This is a genomic window from Flavobacterium sp. NPDC079362 (assembly GCF_050267765.1).
GTDB classification, from domain to species: Bacteria; Bacteroidota; Bacteroidia; order Flavobacteriales; family Flavobacteriaceae; genus Flavobacterium; species Flavobacterium azizsancarii.
Genome location: NZ_JBNNFM010000013.1, coordinates 94376 through 111070, shown reverse-complemented (window position 1 = coordinate 111070; position 16695 = coordinate 94376). Strand labels below are relative to the sequence as shown.

The 16695-nt window shown below is 34.2% G+C and carries 17 protein-coding genes and 1 riboswitch; of the genes, 1 reads left to right on the top strand and 16 read right to left on the bottom strand.

The genetic code is table 11. The features are described from left to right. The 12 genes from ACQKCJ_RS13260 to ACQKCJ_RS13205 all read right to left on the bottom strand — a co-directional run bounded on the left by ACQKCJ_RS13260 (position 1) and on the right by ACQKCJ_RS13205 (position 12032). Positions 1-1005: a homocysteine S-methyltransferase family protein gene (locus ACQKCJ_RS13260; RefSeq protein WP_271338530.1), complete on the bottom strand. Its 1005-nt coding sequence runs from the start codon at positions 1003-1005 to the stop codon at positions 1-3. Positions 1006-1396: 391 nt separating this feature from the next. Further along, positions 1397-1510, bottom strand: a riboswitch (SAM riboswitch). A 339-nt stretch (positions 1511-1849) separates the two neighbouring features. Beyond that, positions 1850-2209, bottom strand: coding sequence for a TfoX/Sxy family protein (locus tag ACQKCJ_RS13255; protein WP_271338529.1), 360 nt, complete (start codon positions 2207-2209; stop codon positions 1850-1852). 49 nt (positions 2210-2258) lie between these two features. After that, positions 2259-2552, bottom strand: a complete 294-nt coding sequence (locus ACQKCJ_RS13250) for a type II toxin-antitoxin system RelE/ParE family toxin (RefSeq protein ID WP_427402152.1) — start codon at positions 2550-2552, stop codon at positions 2259-2261. After that, complete coding sequence (locus ACQKCJ_RS13245; RefSeq protein ID WP_213294915.1) at positions 2543-2770, bottom strand: hypothetical protein; 228 nt, start codon at positions 2768-2770, stop codon at positions 2543-2545. Before ACQKCJ_RS13245 ends, ACQKCJ_RS13250 begins: the two co-directional genes overlap by 10 nt. A 116-nt stretch (positions 2771-2886) precedes the next feature. After that, positions 2887-3939: an NAD(P)/FAD-dependent oxidoreductase gene (locus ACQKCJ_RS13240; protein ID WP_427402151.1), complete on the bottom strand. Its 1053-nt coding sequence runs from the start codon at positions 3937-3939 to the stop codon at positions 2887-2889. A gap of 149 nt (positions 3940-4088) precedes the next feature. Beyond that, complete coding sequence (locus tag ACQKCJ_RS13235; protein WP_427402150.1) at positions 4089-4670, bottom strand: precorrin-2 dehydrogenase/sirohydrochlorin ferrochelatase family protein; 582 nt, start codon at positions 4668-4670, stop codon at positions 4089-4091. A gap of 208 nt (positions 4671-4878) precedes the next feature. Beyond that, positions 4879-5655, bottom strand: coding sequence for a uroporphyrinogen-III C-methyltransferase (gene cobA / locus ACQKCJ_RS13230; RefSeq protein WP_427402149.1), 777 nt, complete (start codon positions 5653-5655; stop codon positions 4879-4881). Beyond that, the gene (locus ACQKCJ_RS13225) at positions 5648-7738 is read right to left on the bottom strand and encodes a nitrite reductase (RefSeq protein WP_427402148.1); all 2091 of its coding nucleotides are present in this window, start codon (positions 7736-7738) and stop codon (positions 5648-5650) included. The genes cobA and ACQKCJ_RS13225 overlap by 8 nt, the downstream gene beginning before the upstream one ends. Positions 7739-7855: 117 nt before the next feature. Beyond that, on the bottom strand, positions 7856-9100 hold the full coding sequence (locus ACQKCJ_RS13220; RefSeq protein WP_427402147.1) for a sulfate adenylyltransferase subunit 1: 1245 nt from the start codon (positions 9098-9100) through the stop codon (positions 7856-7858). 147 nt (positions 9101-9247) lie between these two features. After that, complete coding sequence (cysD, locus tag ACQKCJ_RS13215; protein WP_072954699.1) at positions 9248-10153, bottom strand: sulfate adenylyltransferase subunit CysD; 906 nt, start codon at positions 10151-10153, stop codon at positions 9248-9250. A gap of 234 nt (positions 10154-10387) precedes the next feature. Beyond that, positions 10388-11098 carry a phosphoadenylyl-sulfate reductase gene (locus tag ACQKCJ_RS13210; RefSeq protein ID WP_427402146.1) on the bottom strand — a complete coding sequence of 237 codons (711 nt, stop codon included), beginning with the start codon at positions 11096-11098 and terminating at the stop codon, positions 10388-10390. Positions 11099-11117: 19 nt separating this feature from the next. After that, on the bottom strand, positions 11118-12032 hold the full coding sequence (locus ACQKCJ_RS13205) for a sulfite exporter TauE/SafE family protein (protein ID WP_427402145.1): 915 nt from the start codon (positions 12030-12032) through the stop codon (positions 11118-11120). A 314-nt stretch (positions 12033-12346) separates the two neighbouring features. Here ACQKCJ_RS13205 and ACQKCJ_RS13200 point away from each other — a divergent pair, with 314 nt between their 5' ends. Then, positions 12347-13129 carry a sulfite exporter TauE/SafE family protein gene (locus tag ACQKCJ_RS13200; RefSeq protein ID WP_427402144.1) on the top strand — a complete coding sequence of 261 codons (783 nt, stop codon included), beginning with the start codon at positions 12347-12349 and terminating at the stop codon, positions 13127-13129. A gap of 342 nt (positions 13130-13471) precedes the next feature. Here the strand turns inward: ACQKCJ_RS13200 and ACQKCJ_RS13195 are convergent, their stop codons facing one another. The 4 genes from ACQKCJ_RS13195 to ACQKCJ_RS13180 form a co-directional block, all read right to left on the bottom strand. Further along, positions 13472-13882 (bottom strand): RrF2 family transcriptional regulator, encoded by a 411-nt coding sequence (locus ACQKCJ_RS13195; protein WP_271337874.1) that lies wholly within the window; start codon positions 13880-13882, stop codon positions 13472-13474. A 244-nt stretch (positions 13883-14126) separates the two neighbouring features. Continuing rightward, positions 14127-15299, bottom strand: coding sequence for a trans-sulfuration enzyme family protein (locus tag ACQKCJ_RS13190; RefSeq protein ID WP_271337873.1), 1173 nt, complete (start codon positions 15297-15299; stop codon positions 14127-14129). Between the two features lie 177 nt (positions 15300-15476). Then, complete coding sequence (locus ACQKCJ_RS13185) at positions 15477-15902, bottom strand: OsmC family protein (RefSeq protein WP_427402143.1); 426 nt, start codon at positions 15900-15902, stop codon at positions 15477-15479. Positions 15903-15920: 18 nt separating this feature from the next. After that, positions 15921-16478: a hypothetical protein gene (locus tag ACQKCJ_RS13180; protein ID WP_427402142.1), complete on the bottom strand. Its 558-nt coding sequence runs from the start codon at positions 16476-16478 to the stop codon at positions 15921-15923. Positions 16479-16695 lie beyond the last annotated feature (217 nt).

The following is a 16695-nucleotide window of genomic DNA, read 5'->3' as shown; positions in this document are numbered from 1 at the left end:
TTATTCAAATACCGGCGCCACACGTGGCTTATAATCCTTCGCAACTTCAGCAATTAATCGAATATGATCCGGAGTTGTTCCGCAACAACCACCTATAATGTTGATTAAATTATCATCTAAATATTCTTTAATGAAAGCCTGAGTTTGTTCCGGGGTTTCATCATATTGTCCGAATGCGTTTGGTAAACCTGCATTTGGGTGTGCCGAAACATTAAAACTAGTATGTTGTGCCAATGTTTTTAAGTATGGTTTCAATAAATCGGCTCCAAGAGCACAATTGAATCCTACGCTTAATAACGGAATATGCGATACTGAAATCAAAAACGCTTCTACCGTTTGCCCGGAAAGTGTTCTTCCTGAAGCATCTGTAATCGTTCCTGAAACCATGATTGGAATATCAATATTTCGGTCGTCTTTTACTTCTTCAATTGCAAAAAGTGCTGCTTTGGCATTTAAAGTATCAAAGATGGTTTCTACCAATAGTAAATCGCAACCACCATCCATTAAAGCTTCTACTTGTTGTTTGTAAGCAATTCGCAAATCATCAAACGTTACGGCTCTATAACCCGGATCGTTTACATCCGGGGACATACTTGCGGTTCTGTTTGTTGGCCCAATTGATCCCGCAACGAAACGTGGTTTGTTTGGGTTTTTGGCTGTAAATTCATCAGCTACTTCACGGGCAAGTTTAGCCGATTCGTAGTTTAATTCGTAAACGTACTCTTCAAGGAAATAATCGGCCATACCAATTGTGGTTCCTGAGAATGTGTTGGTTTCTACGATGTCTGCACCCGCTTCGTAATAAGCGGCGTGGACATCGCGAATGGCTTGTGGTTGTGTTATGGATAGTAAATCGTTGTTTCCTTTTAACGGATGCGGAAAATCTTTGAAACGCTCTCCACGAAAATCTTCTTCGGAGAAATTATAGCGCTGCAACATGGTTCCCATTGCTCCGTCAAGGATTAGGATATTTTTTTTAATTGCTTCCTGAATTGTTATTGCCATGACTTTCATCTTTTAGCTACTAAGACGCTAAGGCGCTGAGATGCTAAGTTTTTTATTTAATTATAATCTTTATCTTGAATATATAATACCTAACAGGTTTTTGAAACCTGTTAGGATACGCTGTTTTTATTCACATTAATTCCAAGAATTCACTATTGATGACTATCTAGCCCCGATTACTTCACTTAATTTCTATTTTCATAGGAGTTCACTGAACTCCGTTTGAAGTGGAAATCCTTTTGCTTTTTTCTTTAAAAAGCAAAAGATTGCAACGAAAATCGGGAACGATTGACAGAAAAAATGCGTCAATGATTCGCTCATGATACTGAATTCAGTAAAATAATATTGTATGGTTGTCAGGAAGTGTTTTGAGAAATACTTTTATGTATTTGTGTTATCTATCTTTGATACTAAGAATAGTATAAAGTAGAATGTAGCACCTTCTTTATGATAAAGGGTTGCTAAGGTTTCATTGGGTCTTTCCCTCCGCCTTTCGTGATAACTTTCAATAAATTTAAGAACAGTGCAAAGTAAAGACATAGACTCAACAATTGCAAGTGTTTTTTAAAGTTTCTAAGGTGCTAAGATTGTGAGGTTCTAAGTTTTTTTTTAAGTGGCTAAAGTTCTAAGATTTTAAGGTGCTGAGTTTACTACTTTAGGTGTATTAAGCTCTGGAAGAATGTAATATTTCTAGCTTTAGATTCTTCATTCAACCAAAGCTACCGCGATATGTTATTGTCGTATCAATATATCACCCCGATGGGGTTTATTTCCATAAATATCGTTAATTCTATAAATATTACATCCCGCCGGGATTTATTTATATTATAAACAATTTCGGTTGTTACTTTTTCTTACTTGCTTTTGCAATGGGATTAAACTCTAAACAAATCTGTAGCCAAAACTCTAAATCCGGATTTCTCTGCCAGCCATTTTCTGTGACAAAAATATAGTTTTTCATTGGCCTTTCGGCATTTGGCATTGGTATAATATCATCTCTTTCTAAAGCATCTTGGTAAGCTTTATCATCGATTCTGCAGAGTAAAAGATTTTCTCCTGTTTGTTTGTCAAGTCGAGTTCCGCAGCATAATTTTTTATCTACCATGAAAACAAGGCCACCAAACATTTTCTTTTCGAAAAAGTCAGCTTCTTTGTGCTGGAGAAATGTTCTTATTCTTTGTGCGTTATTTTCGTCAAAAGCCATTTTTTTTGAAGGTTCTGAGTTGCTAAGATTCTAAGTCTAGAATTCAACTTTAGTGTTTCGGCTTTTGTTTTGTTCCTCTAAAATTGATAATCTCAATAAGATTGGATTCCTTATTTATTCTATAAACCAAATAGTTGTTTTTGTCTACAATTGCTTTATACAAAGATTCGCTTTTTTTGGATCTTGGGAATTGTTCGGGATTAAGGTTAATTTGATTAATAACTTGCTGAATTTTATTCTCTAAGTTTAAAATTTCCTTTATCGTCCATTTTGCTTCCAAATAATCAACAACTTTATTAAAACCTTTAACTGCTTGCGCTGTCCATATAAATTTTAGTGCCATTTAGAAAATCTTTTCATAACATCTTCATGGCTTGTAAATTCGCCTTTTTCAGCCTGATCTAGTCCAATTTGAATTTCAGCTTTCTCAGATTCTGATAACTCATCATACCAATTGTTTTGATTTTCTTTCAGAATTAATTCCAGTTTTTCTAAAACGCTTTCATCCTCAACCTTAACCAGCTCTTGAATAAATTGATATTTTCTAGCTTCTAAATTCATGATACTCAAAATTTATATATTACAAAGATACAAATAAAAAAAGCTCAAACTGTATTACAAGTTTGAGCTTAATATATAAAAATCTTAGCGTCTTAGTATCTTAGAACCTTAGCAACTTAGACTATCGCCTTAACAACCGCTTTTGGCGCTTCTTTACGAGTTCCGTCGAAACCATCTACACCAGAAACTGTGGTATATTTAAGTACGTATTTTTTACCCGGATTGATGATTCCGTATGCTGCCTGACACATTAAAGTCGCTTCGTGGAATCCACAAAGGATTAATTTTAATTTTCCAGGATATGTATTGATGTCTCCAATGGCGAAGATTCCAGGAATGTTCGTTTGGTAATCTAATGCATTGTTTACTTTGATCGCATTTTTCTCGATTTCTAATCCCCAGTCGCCGATTGGACCTAATTTTGGCGTTAATCCGAAAAGTGGAATAAAGAAATCTGTCTCGATTTTGCGGTGTGCTCCGTTTTCTTCGATATCTAACGATTCAACGTGCTCAGCACCATTGATTCCGATTACTTCTGCAGGAGTAATTAGTTTAATTTTTCCGGATGTTTTTAATTCCTGTACTTTTTCTACTGAATCAAGAGCTCCTCTAAATTCGTTTCTACGGTGAATTAAAGTTACTTCTGAAGCTACATTGGCAAGGAAAATACTCCAGTCTAAAGCTGAATCTCCTCCTCCGGCAATTACAACCCTTTTGTCTCTGAATTTCTCCGGATTTTTGATGAAGTATTTTACTCCTTTATCTTCATAAAAGTCGATATCTTCTATAAGTGGTTTGCGTGGTTCAAAACTTCCTAAACCTCCAGCGATAGCAATTACCGGTGCGTGAAATTTAGTTCCTTTATTTGAGGTTACAATGAAACTTCCGTCTTCTTGTTTTTCGATTGTTTCAGCACGTTCTCCTAATGTATAACCTGGCTCAAATTGCTTAATTTGCTCTTGTAAGTTATCTATTAAATCTCCTGCTAAAACTTCCGGGAAACCAGGAATATCATAAATAGGTTTTTTTGGATACAATTCTGAAAGTTGTCCTCCTGCTTGTGGTAAAGCATCTAAAATATGACATTTTAATTTTAATAATCCTGCCTCGAAAACGGCAAATAAACCTGTTGGTCCTGCTCCAATTATAAGTATATCTGTTTTAATCATTATGGTTGTTGTTTATAATCATTCTTAATAATACAAAGAAACAAATAATTTATTCTTCTGCCAATGATTTTTGTCATTGATTTCTTTGTGTAATTTTTCATCGGGTTAAACACGAAGCTACAATATGAATCGTCCCCCCGGACTTTTTGTTATTCTTTATTTTTCAATGAATCCGTAATCTCGTTCATCTTTTTAACCTTGTCTTCAAAATCACCTTTTAGTGTCTTCCTGTATTCATTGAGGTTTTCGACCATTTTGTTGATATCCTCCGGAATTACATCTTCAAAAAACTCACGAAGTCTTTTTGCTGTTGTTGGTGATTTTCCGTTGGTCGAAATGGCAATTTTTACATTTCCTTTTGTTACAATTCCGCCTAAATAATAATCACATAAATCTGGCGTATCGGCAATATTGCAAATTAAATAACGTTTTCTGGATAAATCATATACCCTTTTATTGACTTCCAAATCATCGGTACAAGCGATTACCATGTGGCGTTTTTTGAGCATCTTTTTCTTAAACTTCGCTTCCGTCAATTTGATTGAAGGATGATTTTCTGCTAAAACTTTAATTTCTAAATGAAAATCAGCTGCTACAACCTCAACATTTGCATTTGGACTCGACTTTAGTAAAAAAGAAAGCTTTTCTAATCCTACATTTCCTCCCCCAACAATTAAAACATTCAGATTGTGAAGTTTTAAGAATATTGGATATAATTCGTTCTGTTCCATTTTAATTTAATTTCATTGGATAAAAAATCCAATTTACATATTTATTACATGATTTTAATTACCATGTCGATATGTTTTTGCGTACATCGGGTTAAAACCCGACGCTACAATATGAATCGTTCCTCCGGAACTTTATTGACTGATTGATCATCTTTGTCAACATCGGGTTGAAACCCCACGCTACAATATGGATCGTTCCGCCGGAACTTTATCTTGCAATTTCTTTTGATAGAAATTCTTCGTAAAAGCCCTTTAATTTGTTGCTTTCGCGGACAACTTCTCCTAGAACAATAATTGCTGGTGAACTCAATTTCTTTTGTTTTACAACTTCTAAAATCGAATTTACTGTTCCAACGCCTACTTTTTCTTCGGATGTTGTTCCGTTTTGAATGATCGCAACGGGTAAATTGCCTTTATTTTCTTTTTGAAATAAATCTATAATCTGAGGCAATTTGTGCATTCCCATCAAGATAACTACTGTTGCAGATGATTGTGCTGCCAAAGCTACATCTGAAGATAATTTTCTATCTGAAGTTGTGCCTGTAATCGCCCAAAAACTTTCTGAAACTCCTCTTTTGGTAATCGAAATTCCCTGACTTGCCGGAACTGCCACTACCGAAGATATTCCTGGAACAACTGCCGTTGGTATTCCGAAACTTTCTATGAATTCTATTTCTTCGCTTCCACGCCCAAAAATAAACGGATCTCCGCCTTTTAAACGCACTACATTTCCATAAGTCAATGCATTATCCACAATTAACTGATTGATTTGATCCTGCGTATAAGCGTGATTTCCTATCTTTTTTCCAACAAAAATTTTGATGGCATTTTTAGGTGCGTGTGCTAATATTTCGTCATTGGCCAATGCATCGTACAAAACCACATTCGCTTCAGCAAGGGCTTTTACGGCTTTCAGCGTAAGCAAATCAGGATCTCCGGGACCTGCGCCAACTAAAGTTACTTTGGGTTTTATTATATTATGCATTTGCTAATTCTTGAGCTCTGTATTTTTCTATAGTATAAAAAAATGAAATCCCTTGTTGAATGTATGCTTTCGCAAATGCTTCTGAAGGCTCCGTTGTATTGATTTGATATACTAATTCTCTAAATGATGTTGATAATTGAATTTTATCAGTTGCAATGAAAACGGTGTCGAATAAATCTACAATTCCTGCGTGATTATTTGTTTTTTCGTTTTCGGAAAGTAATAATGCTTTTGCACCATTTACAAATCCTGCGTAAGCGTGATAAATTGCATCTGACCATTTTCCTTCGTCGAATGATTCTTGTGCGAATGTCAATTTGTCTTTTGCTTCTAATAATAAAGTAGCAACCAAGTCGATCACAACTCCCGCACATTCTCCTACTCCAACTGCTTTTACGTAGTTGTCAGCATTTCCCCAGTCTACAAAATCAGCTTCGGTTAAATTGGTTACATCTGCGAAAGGTTTTAAAATTTCATAGAAATATTTCTCTCCTTTTGCGTCATAATAATTAAGGAATTTTTCTCCGTTTGCATTCGCATCAAAATCATTTAAGATCGTACGCAATGCATCTGGTCCTCTACGGCTTGGGATTTTAATTACTTTATCTGCAAAACGTCCTGAACCGTTTCCTAATCTTCCTCCACCTAATAAAACCTGCAATGCCGGAGCTACTAATTTTCCTGAATTGATTGACATTCCCTGAAAACCTATTGCAGACATATTATGTTGCCCACAAGCATTCATACAACCCGAGATTTTAATCTCGATTTCGCGGTTGTTTAAGTATTGCGGATATTCTGCATTCAGCACTTTTTCTAATTCTTCTGCAATTCCTGTACTACTTGCAATTCCTAAATTACAAGTATCTGTTCCTGGACAAGCTGTAATATCTGCTGTAGAATTATATCCTAAATCAACAAATCCCAGTTTTTCCAATTCCTGATAAAAGAATGGTAAATTTTCATTTTTTACGTGACGAATTACAATATTCTGACGCAATGTAAAACGCAATTCATTTGCGGCGTAATTTTTTATTAAATCAGCTAATAATCTTGCTTTATCAGTATAAAAATCCCCTAATAAAACTTTGATTCCAATAGCTGAATAACCTGCTTGCTTTTGAGCAATTACGTTAGATTTTTTCCACGTTTCATAAGCTGCCGTATCATCAATTGTTACTGATGGAACTGGTAATAATGTTTCCGGAATTGGAGCTTCAAAAGCTGTTGTATCTATTTCGTAAGATTCAAAAGCTATTGCTTTTTTCTCTTTTTCAACCAAATCCATGAAAGTGTCTCTTCCTATTTCTTTGATTAAAAATTTCAAACGCGCTTTCATTCTTTTTGCACGTTCTCCGTATCGGTCAAAAATACGAATTACACCTTCTGCTGTTGGAATGATTTGGTTTGCCGGAACAAATTCTGAAAGTAATTCAGCATGTGCCGGTTGAGATCCTAAACCTCCTCCTAACATGATTTTGAAACCACGAACTCCATCAACAATTTTTGGAATAAATCCTAAATCATGCAAATAACTCAAAGCGGTATCTTCATCTGATGATGAGAACGAAATTTTAAATTTACGTCCCATTTCCTGACAAATTGGGTTTCTTAATAGGTATTGAAACAAAGCATGTGCATAAGGCGAAACATCAAATGGTTCGTTTACGTCTACACCTGCTAATTCGCTTCCTGTAATATTTCTTACGGTGTTACCACAAGCTTCACGCAAAGTAACATCGTCTTTAGCCAAATTTGCCCAAAGTTCCGGGGTTCTGTCTAAACTTACATAGTGAATCTGAATATCCTGACGTGTTGTAATGTGCAAACGTCCTGTAGAATATTCATCAGAAACCTTAGTAATACGTACCAATTGCTCGCTGGTTACTTTTCCGTAAGGCAATTTAATACGAATCATTTGAACGCCTTCCTGACGTTGTCCGTAAATTCCACGTGCTAAACGAAGACTACGAAAACGCTCATCATCAATTTTTCCTCCACGGAATAAATGAATCTTTTTTTCTAAATCGATGATCTCTTTCTGAACGATCGGATTTTCTATTTCTGTTCTAAAACTTTCCATTTGTTTTTGGCTTTAGGCTTTTTTTTAGCTTTAAGCTTTAGGCTATGCCATAAGCTTTTTTAAATAACTCGTTATACATTTTCGCTTAAAGCTTACAGCCTAAAGCTTATAGCAGGTTTACCTAATAAATCCTACTCCTGCTGTGGTATTTGTTGCTGTATCAATTAAGATAAAAGCTCCGTTTGATTTATTATCGTTATAGGCATCAAAATATAAAGGCTTGCTTAATTTAATGCTTACTTCTCCAATCTCATTTATAGCTAATTGTGATGCTTCTGTTGTTCCTGAATAATCAGTTGAGATGGTATTTTTGATACTTTCTACTTTTGCCAAAACTGAGTTTGTGTTGTGTTGTACAATATATTTTGTACCGGCAACCAGTTTTTTGCTATCCATCCAGCAAACTGTTGTAGTTATTTCTTTTTCAATTTTTGGAAGTTCTGATGATTTTACAATCATATCACCTCTTGTTACATTGATATCGTTTTCTAATTCGATAGTAATCGAAGAACCTGCAACGGCTTCATCAAATGTTTTATCGAAAAAGTGAATTTTTGCTACTTTAGATTCAGTTAAAGAAGGCAAAACTGTTACAGCATCCCCAACTTTAATAGAGTTTCCGTATAATTTTCCTGCGTAACCTCTAAAATCATGGTATTCTTCTGTCTTTGGACGAATAACAGTCTGAACCGGAAAACGCGCTTTTCCTGTTTCAAAAACATCCGCAGAGTCTAATCCTTCTAAATGCTCTAAAACGGTTTGACCAGTATACCAAGGCATATCTTTCGATTGTTCCACTACGTTTCCACCGTTGATAGCACTTAACGGAATGTAACTTACGTTTTGCTCTTTGAAAGTACTTTTAGCATTTAATGCCTGAAAATCTGCTTTGATTTTATTGTAAACTTCTTCAGAATAATCAACTAAATCCATTTTGTTAATCGCTACAATTACCTCTTTTACTCTTAATAAATTATTGATAAAAAAGTGACGATATGTTTGCTCAATTACACCTTTTCTTGCGTCAATTAAAATAATAGAAACCTGAGAAGTCGATGCTCCTGTAACCATGTTTCTGGTATATTCTACGTGTCCCGGAGTATCTGCAATAATGTAACTTTTCTTTGCAGTCGAAAAATAAATGTGTGCAACATCAATCGTAATTCCTTGTTCTCTTTCTGCCACCAATCCGTCAGTTGCCAAAGAGAAATCAAGATAATCGTAACCTTTTTGTTTACTGCTTTTTTCGATTGCCTCTATTTTATCAGTCGTCAATGATTTTGTATCATACAATAATCTCCCGATCAAAGTACTCTTTCCGTCATCTACACTTCCTGCTGTTGCTATTTTTAAAACTTCCATTCTATTATTTTGTTTCAGGTTTAAAATTTTTATTTCCGGTTTCAAGTTTAAAGTTGATTCCCTTTGAACTAAAATTTAAAGCTGTATGTTTTTTTGTTTCTGATTTTCACTTTCTGAATTGCATTCATAATTAATAATTTACAATTATTAAAAATATCCTTGTTGTTTTCTTTTTTCCATTGCGGCTTCAGAACGTTTGTCATCAATTCTGGCTCCTCTTTCAGAAATAGTTGACTCTCTGATTTCTCCAACAACTTCTTTAATTGTTGCAGCATACGAATCAACCGCCGCTGTACAAGTCATATCTCCAACGGTTCTGAAGCGAACAATTCTTTCTTCGATTTGCTCGTCTTCTTCCTGATACACAAAAGGAGAATGTGACCAGATTAAACCGTCTCTCAAAAAAACTTTTCTTTTATGTGAAAAATAAATAGATGGAATCTCAATGTGTTCTTTTTCGATATAACTCCAAACATCTAATTCTGTCCAGTTTGAAATTGGAAACACACGAACGTTTTGTCCATTTTCTATTTTTCCATTCAAAATATCAAATAACTCAGGACGTTGGTTTTTTTCATCCCATTGACCGAAATCATCACGAACTGAAAAAATGCGTTCCTTTGCTCTTGCTTTTTCTTCATCACGACGTGCACCACCAATACAAGCATCAAACTTAAATTCTTCGATAGCATCTAAAAGTGTGATCGTTTGCAAGCTGTTTCTACTAGAATATTTTCCGGTTTCTTCAACTACTTTTCCTTCGTCAATAGCATCCTGAACATTACGAACAATTAATTCCAATCCTAATTCCTCAACCAATTTATCTCTAAAAGCAATTGTTTCAGGAAAATTGTGTCCTGTATCAACATGCAAAAGAGGAAACGGAATCTTAGCAGGAAAAAATGCTTTTTGTGCCAAACGCACTAATGTTATAGAATCTTTTCCTCCAGAAAAAAGTAAAACAGGCTTGTCAAATTGTGAAATTACTTCTCTGAAAATGTATATCGCTTCACTCTCTAAAGCGTTTGTTTTTAATACTGAACTTGAACTCATTTGATATTTTGTTTAATGCTTGATAGTTTTTAGTTTCAGATCGTTGTGAGTTTAATCTAAAACTTATTACCTATCGTTATTCTGTGTTTTTTGTTTTTATTTATTCAACGGATTAAAATCTTCATTTTCCATCAGGTTAAAACCCGACGCTACAATATGAACCGTTCCTCCAGAACTCAAAATCTATATTCTTTATTCTATTCTCTTGTCTCTTGATTCTATCCTCTCACTCCTCTACTCTTTCTTCGCACTATGCAAACCACATTCTTTATGGCTTGATTCCCACCACCATCTTCCGGCTCTGATATCTTCGCCAGGAAAAATTGCTCTTGTACATGGAGCACAACCTATACTTACGAAGCCTTGTTTGTGTAAGGCGTTTTGAGGAACATTATTTTCTGACAGATACGTTTCAACTTCTTCTAAACTCCATTTTAATAATGGGTTGAATTTGATCATTTCGAAACCTCCGTCGTATTCAAACAATTGCAAATCATTTCTATTTTCAGATTGCTCGGCTCTTAATCCGGTAATCCAAACTGAGTTTCCTGCTAAAGCTTTCCTTAACGGAACTACTTTACGGATGAAACAACATTCTTTTCTGTTTTCAACCGAATCATAAAAGCTGTTTGGTCCTTTTTGTTTCAATAAGTTTTCTACAGAAGCTGCTTCAGGAAAGTAAACCTCTATTTGTTTTTTGTATTTTTTTAATGTCTTGTGAAAAACATCATAAGTCTCCTGAAATAATCTTCCTGTATCTAATGTAAAAATGGTAATATCAGTATTACTTTTTGCAATAAAATCAGTAATTACCTGATCTTCCTGACCAAAAGAAGTCGAAAAAATTACTTTTCCGGGATATTCATTTGCTAAAAAAACCAAGGTCTCATCCAGCGAAAAATCTTTTGTTCTATCTAATAATGATTGTATACTCGTCGCACTCATAATCTCTTTCTTTCCTTTTCTAAAAAATATTTACAATAATTTTAGATAATGTTTTCAAACTTAATAATATAATTAATATTCCAACTGCCACCATCATTGGCTTTCTTTTAATTTTGTTTACAAGATAAGCTCCAATTGGTGCTGCAATTACGCCTCCTAAAATCAAACCTATAATTACTTGCCAGCCGTGAATTCCTCCAAAAAGCATGAAAGTAATTCCACTTGCAAATGAAATAGCAAACTCAGCAGCATTTACAGAACCTATAGTATATCTTGGGTTTCTTCCGCGTCCTAATAATGTAGACGTTACGATTGGTCCCCATCCGCCACCACCAACAGCATCCATAAAACCTCCAAATGTGGCAAGAATTCCTAATTTCTTTGTTTTCTTTTTAACAATCGTTTTTGCCAATGCTTTTTTAATTATAATAACTGCCAAAACAATCATATAAATAGCAATAAAAGGCTTTATAACATCTCCACTAATAACATCAGACAATAAATATGCTCCCGTAATCGAACCTAAAACTCCTGGAATCAACAAATGCTTCACTAGCTTTTTATTGATATTTCCAAATTTATGATGCGAAATAGCCGATGCTCCGGTAGTAAACATTTCTGCAACGTGAACTCCTGTACTACTTATAACCGGAGGAACTCCATAAGCCAATAAAAATGAGGTAGAAGTCGCTCCATATCCCATTCCTAAAGTACCATCAACTAGTTGAGCAAAAAGACCAATAGCAAAAAAGACTAAAAATTCCTGATCAAAGCCTTCAATAAATGCATTCCAGGAAAATTCAGCATGATGATTGTACATCAATGTAAGTAATAAACCTGTCAATAAAACAACAGGTATTACAACCCATAATTTCTCATTTATTGCGGCATAAGCCTTTACTCCAACACTATTTATTTTTAATTCTTTTTCCATCTTAATGGCTTGGTTTTTAGCCCAGAAAACTATTGCCCTATCGGCTTAATAGATTACTATGCAAAATTAGTACTTATTTCTAAATATCAAAACATTATTCTATTTTTTTACAACTCTAATCCTCTTTTGATCAAGCAACTACCAATTTCGAAGAATATAACAAATTGGCTTCATAAGTTAAAAACCGTATCAGACTGTATTCCAACAAGATAAAAACATTAAAGATATTCTTTTGCAAATATAGTATTTTAAAGTCTACCAAATCCATAGGATTATTATAAAATTGTTCTTATTTTTACAGTAAATATTTTTTCATGGATTTTCAGATAGGTCTTGTAATTGCTGGTTTAGTTGTAGGTTTCGTAGTTGGGCTAACAGGTGTTGGCGGTGGTTCTTTAATGACTCCAATTTTGTTATGGTTTGGTATTCCTCCAACGACAGCAGTTGGCACCGATTTATTATATGCAGCTTTCACCAAAATGGGTGGTGTATTTGTACACCATAAAAAGGGCAATATTAATTGGACAATTACCGGATGGTTGACTTTAGGAAGTGTTCCTGCAGCTTTATTGACTTTATGGATATTGCATAGCATTAAAACAGATATCTCTACAATAAATGCTGTAATAAAATACAGTTTAGGCTGGGCACTGCTTTTTACCTCTATTGCCATTTTATTTAAAAAGAAATTATTAGTATACTCTCAAAAACATGCCGGTGACAGATTTCATACTGAAAGTCATACTCAAAATATGTTAACAATTGGAATTGGGGTATTATTGGGAGCAACCGTTACTTTGACTTCTATTGGTGCCGGAGCTTTAGGAACCGTTACTTTATTTTTCCTTTACCCTCTTTTACCAACACCTCGCTTGGTAGGAACTGAAATTGCTCATGCCGTTCCCTTAACTCTTGTTGCCGGAATTGGGCATGCCTCAATGGGGAATTTAGATTTGGCTTTACTAGGTCAGCTATTATTAGGCTCGCTACCCGGAATTTTTATAGGAAGTATGTTAAGCGGAAAAGTACCAGATGCATTCCTTAGAAATGCTATTGCAATAATGCTTTTTCTAGCAGGATATAAATTGATTTTTTAATTTATCCACCATATAAGTAACATAAGTTCATTTAATAAAACTTACATTCCTTAATTAAAGCAACACTTATATTGCCTTACATGGCTTAGAGGCAACACAAAAACCTGTGGAGAAATACAAAAGATTTTGTTTTGTAAATAATTTTACCGCAAAGCACGCTAAGATTTTATCTAATAGTAGGTGCAAAAAACACAAAGTTCGCAAAGCTTTGTGTCGATCAAGCTTTGCGAACTTTGTTTTTCTATTTGTAAAGTAAAATTAAATCTTAGCGTGCTTTGCGGTAAAAATTCATCCCTAATTTATACTCAATTGATCCATAACTTATATGTTTTAAAATTCTCTTTAAAATGCGATATCTGCCAGAGAGTTACTTTCTAATATTTTAAGTGTATTATCACGTACTTCCATCATCAAACGTCTTGCTGCACAAGTAGTTTCATCATCGCAATCATCGCATCTTTCATAAAAATTATGACTTGCGCAAGGCAGTAAAGCAATAGGACCTTCCAGAATACGATATACTTTGGCCATGCTGATCTCTTTTGGATCTTTTATCAGGTAATAACCTCCGCCTTTTCCTTTTTTAGCACCAAGGAAACCCGAATTTCTAAGAAGCAATAATATACTTTCTAAAAATTTTATCGAAATATGTTCGCTTTTCGCAATTTCAGCAATTTGTACAGGATCATTATTTTCACGTCTGGCTAAGTAAGTTAAAGCTTTAATTCCGTATTTTGTTTTCTTTGAAAGCACTTATATATATTTTAGATTTTAGATTGTTGTTTTTTTTAGATTTCTTCAAAAAACAACAGCTAAATATTTTTCTGCAACAAAAATAAGCTTTTTGAATGAGAAAAATAACACAATGAAAAACTAAGTTCTACTAAATTAGTATAGTTTAATAAATTACAACTAAAAAGCGATTTTTAACGGTAAATAATTTACAGTCAAAAATCGCCATTTACATTATAATCTAAACTCTTAAATATAAAATTACTTAAGAAAGCGCCTGATCTAAATCTGCAATAATATCTTTTACGGTTTCCAGACCTACAGAAACTCGTACTAATCCTTCTGTAATTCCAACAGCAAGTTTTTCTTCAACAGATAATTTGCTGTGTGTTGTTGATGCCGGGTGTGTTACAATCGTTTTTACGTCTCCAATATTTGCCGAAAGCGAACATAATTTAATCTTATCCAAAAATTTTCTTCCTGCTTCGATTCCGCCTTTAATTTCAATTGCAATTATGTTACCGCCTAAAAGCATTTGTTTTTTGGCAATTTCATACTTTGGATGCGATTTTAAAAACGGATATTTTACGCTTTCTACATTAGGATGATTTTCTAAAAACTCAGCTACTTTTAAAGCATTTTCGCAATGCTTGTCAACACGAACTGCCAAAGTCTCTAAACTTTTTGACAAAACCCATGCATTAAACGGTGACATTGCCGGTCCTGTATTTCTTGAAAACAAATATATTTTACGAATCAATTCCGCTTCTCCAACTGCAACTCCTCCTAAAACACGACCTTGTCCGTCTATTAATTTTGTTGCTGAGTGAATTACTAAATGCGCACCATATTTAATAGGCTGCTGAATATATGGTGTTGCAAAACAGTTGTCAATTATTAAAATCAAATTGTGTTTTTTTGCAATTTGACCCAACAATTCTAAATCAACTACATCTACACCCGGATTTGTAGGTGTTTCAGCGTATAAAATTTTAGTGTTTGGTTTAATAAAACTCTCTATTGTTTCCGGTTTATTAATATCAAAATAAGAGGTTTCAATTTTCCATTTTGGAAAATAAGTCATAAACAACGCATGCGTCGACCCAAAAACACTTCCTGCAGAAACTATGTGATCGCCTGATTCAAGCAAAGCTGCAAAAGTCGAATATATTGCTGCCATTCCGGTTGCAAAAGCATAACCTGCTTCAGCACCTTCCATGGCGCAAACCTTATCTACAAACTCGGTTGTATTTGGGTTGCTAAATCGTGAATAGATATTACGTACTTTTTCTTCAGTGAAAGATGCTCTCATATCCTCTGCATCATCAAACACAAAACTTGATGATAAATATAAGGGAGTAGAATGTTCCTGAAATTGCGTTTTTTCTAAATGTGTTCTTATGGCTAAAGTTTCAAAGCCAAATTCTTCTTCGTTCATTTTTTTTTGTTTTAACACGAATTGCACTGATTAGCACTAATTCGTCACTTATTTTTAATTTCACAAAGACTCGCAAAAGAAACACAGAGACTCACTAAGGAATTTGATGCGAATATTTATTACGTGATAGATAGTCTAAAAAATTATCTAATTTTCTAATTGACCTATTTTCTAATTCTATAATTCTTCGTTGTTTAATACAACTTTGTATTTGATCATCGCTGTTGGCTCAACCGTTTTGGCTACTGAACAATATTTCTCAAAAGAAAGCTGTGCCGCTTTTTTTGCTTTTTCAGGATTGATATCGCCTTCTAAATAAAAAACCACATTGATTTCTTTAAATGGTGTTGCTTCTCCAACTTTTACGCGTTCTCCTTCTACCTCAGCATTAAAAGAACTTATTTCCTGACGTTGTTTCTTTAATATCGAAATCATATCAATAGCGCTGCAACCTGCAACTCCCATTAATACCAATTCCATCGGACTTGCCCCTAAATCGCTTCCGCCAAATTCGGTTCTGCTATCAACATCAACTACATGACCACGCTCATTTTTGAGTTTAAAATGAAACGCGTCGTTTACTCTGTTTAAGGTTACTTTCATGTTTTTTGTTTTCCTAAGTTATTTGTCTTTTTTATCTAATTTACTCCAATATTCTAAAACCTGTTTTTTAGATTCCGAGTCTAAAGAATTGAAATTATCCGAGAATTTATCTGTCCTAAAATCATCAGAAACACTAGATTCTATAGTATAAAATTGATCTTTTTGCGAAAATATCAAATGAACTGATTGCTCTTTGAAATCAGCATCATATAGTCCGTAAATAAAAAGAGCATCGATACTTTTATCTTTATTATAATCCCCAAAAGCTTTTCTGCTTCCCCAAGCCGAAATAATTCCGTTATGATTTACCTCAAGAATAGATTTTACAATCCATTTATTGTTCATTTTTGTAAACCGCTGAAAATACATTTTATCCGGATTAGCGTTTTTTTCAATTTTAGAAAAAATAAATACGTTGTCCTCGTTTCCTGGAGAGCTTACTTCATCTATCTGAATCGCCCTGACTCCTTTATAAGGAAAAACATCTTGCGTATAACTGTCTTTATTTCTAATAACATTAGAAACCTGAGCCGTTAGAATATTTGAGAACAATAGTAAAATCAGTATTTTTTTCATTCGTATCTTATAGCTTTAATTTAGAATCTTCATTTTCTGTTTAAAGTAACTTTCCTTTTTTGTTTTTGTTCAATTAAATTATCACAATCGATTGTTGATAAAGACGGAGACTTTTGTTTGTAGAGCTTAGTGTGTGATTTGCTTCGCCTGTTCGCTATCGCTCGAGTCTCCTTCGTCGAAATGACAAACAATACAGATTATACTCGCTGCAATCTAA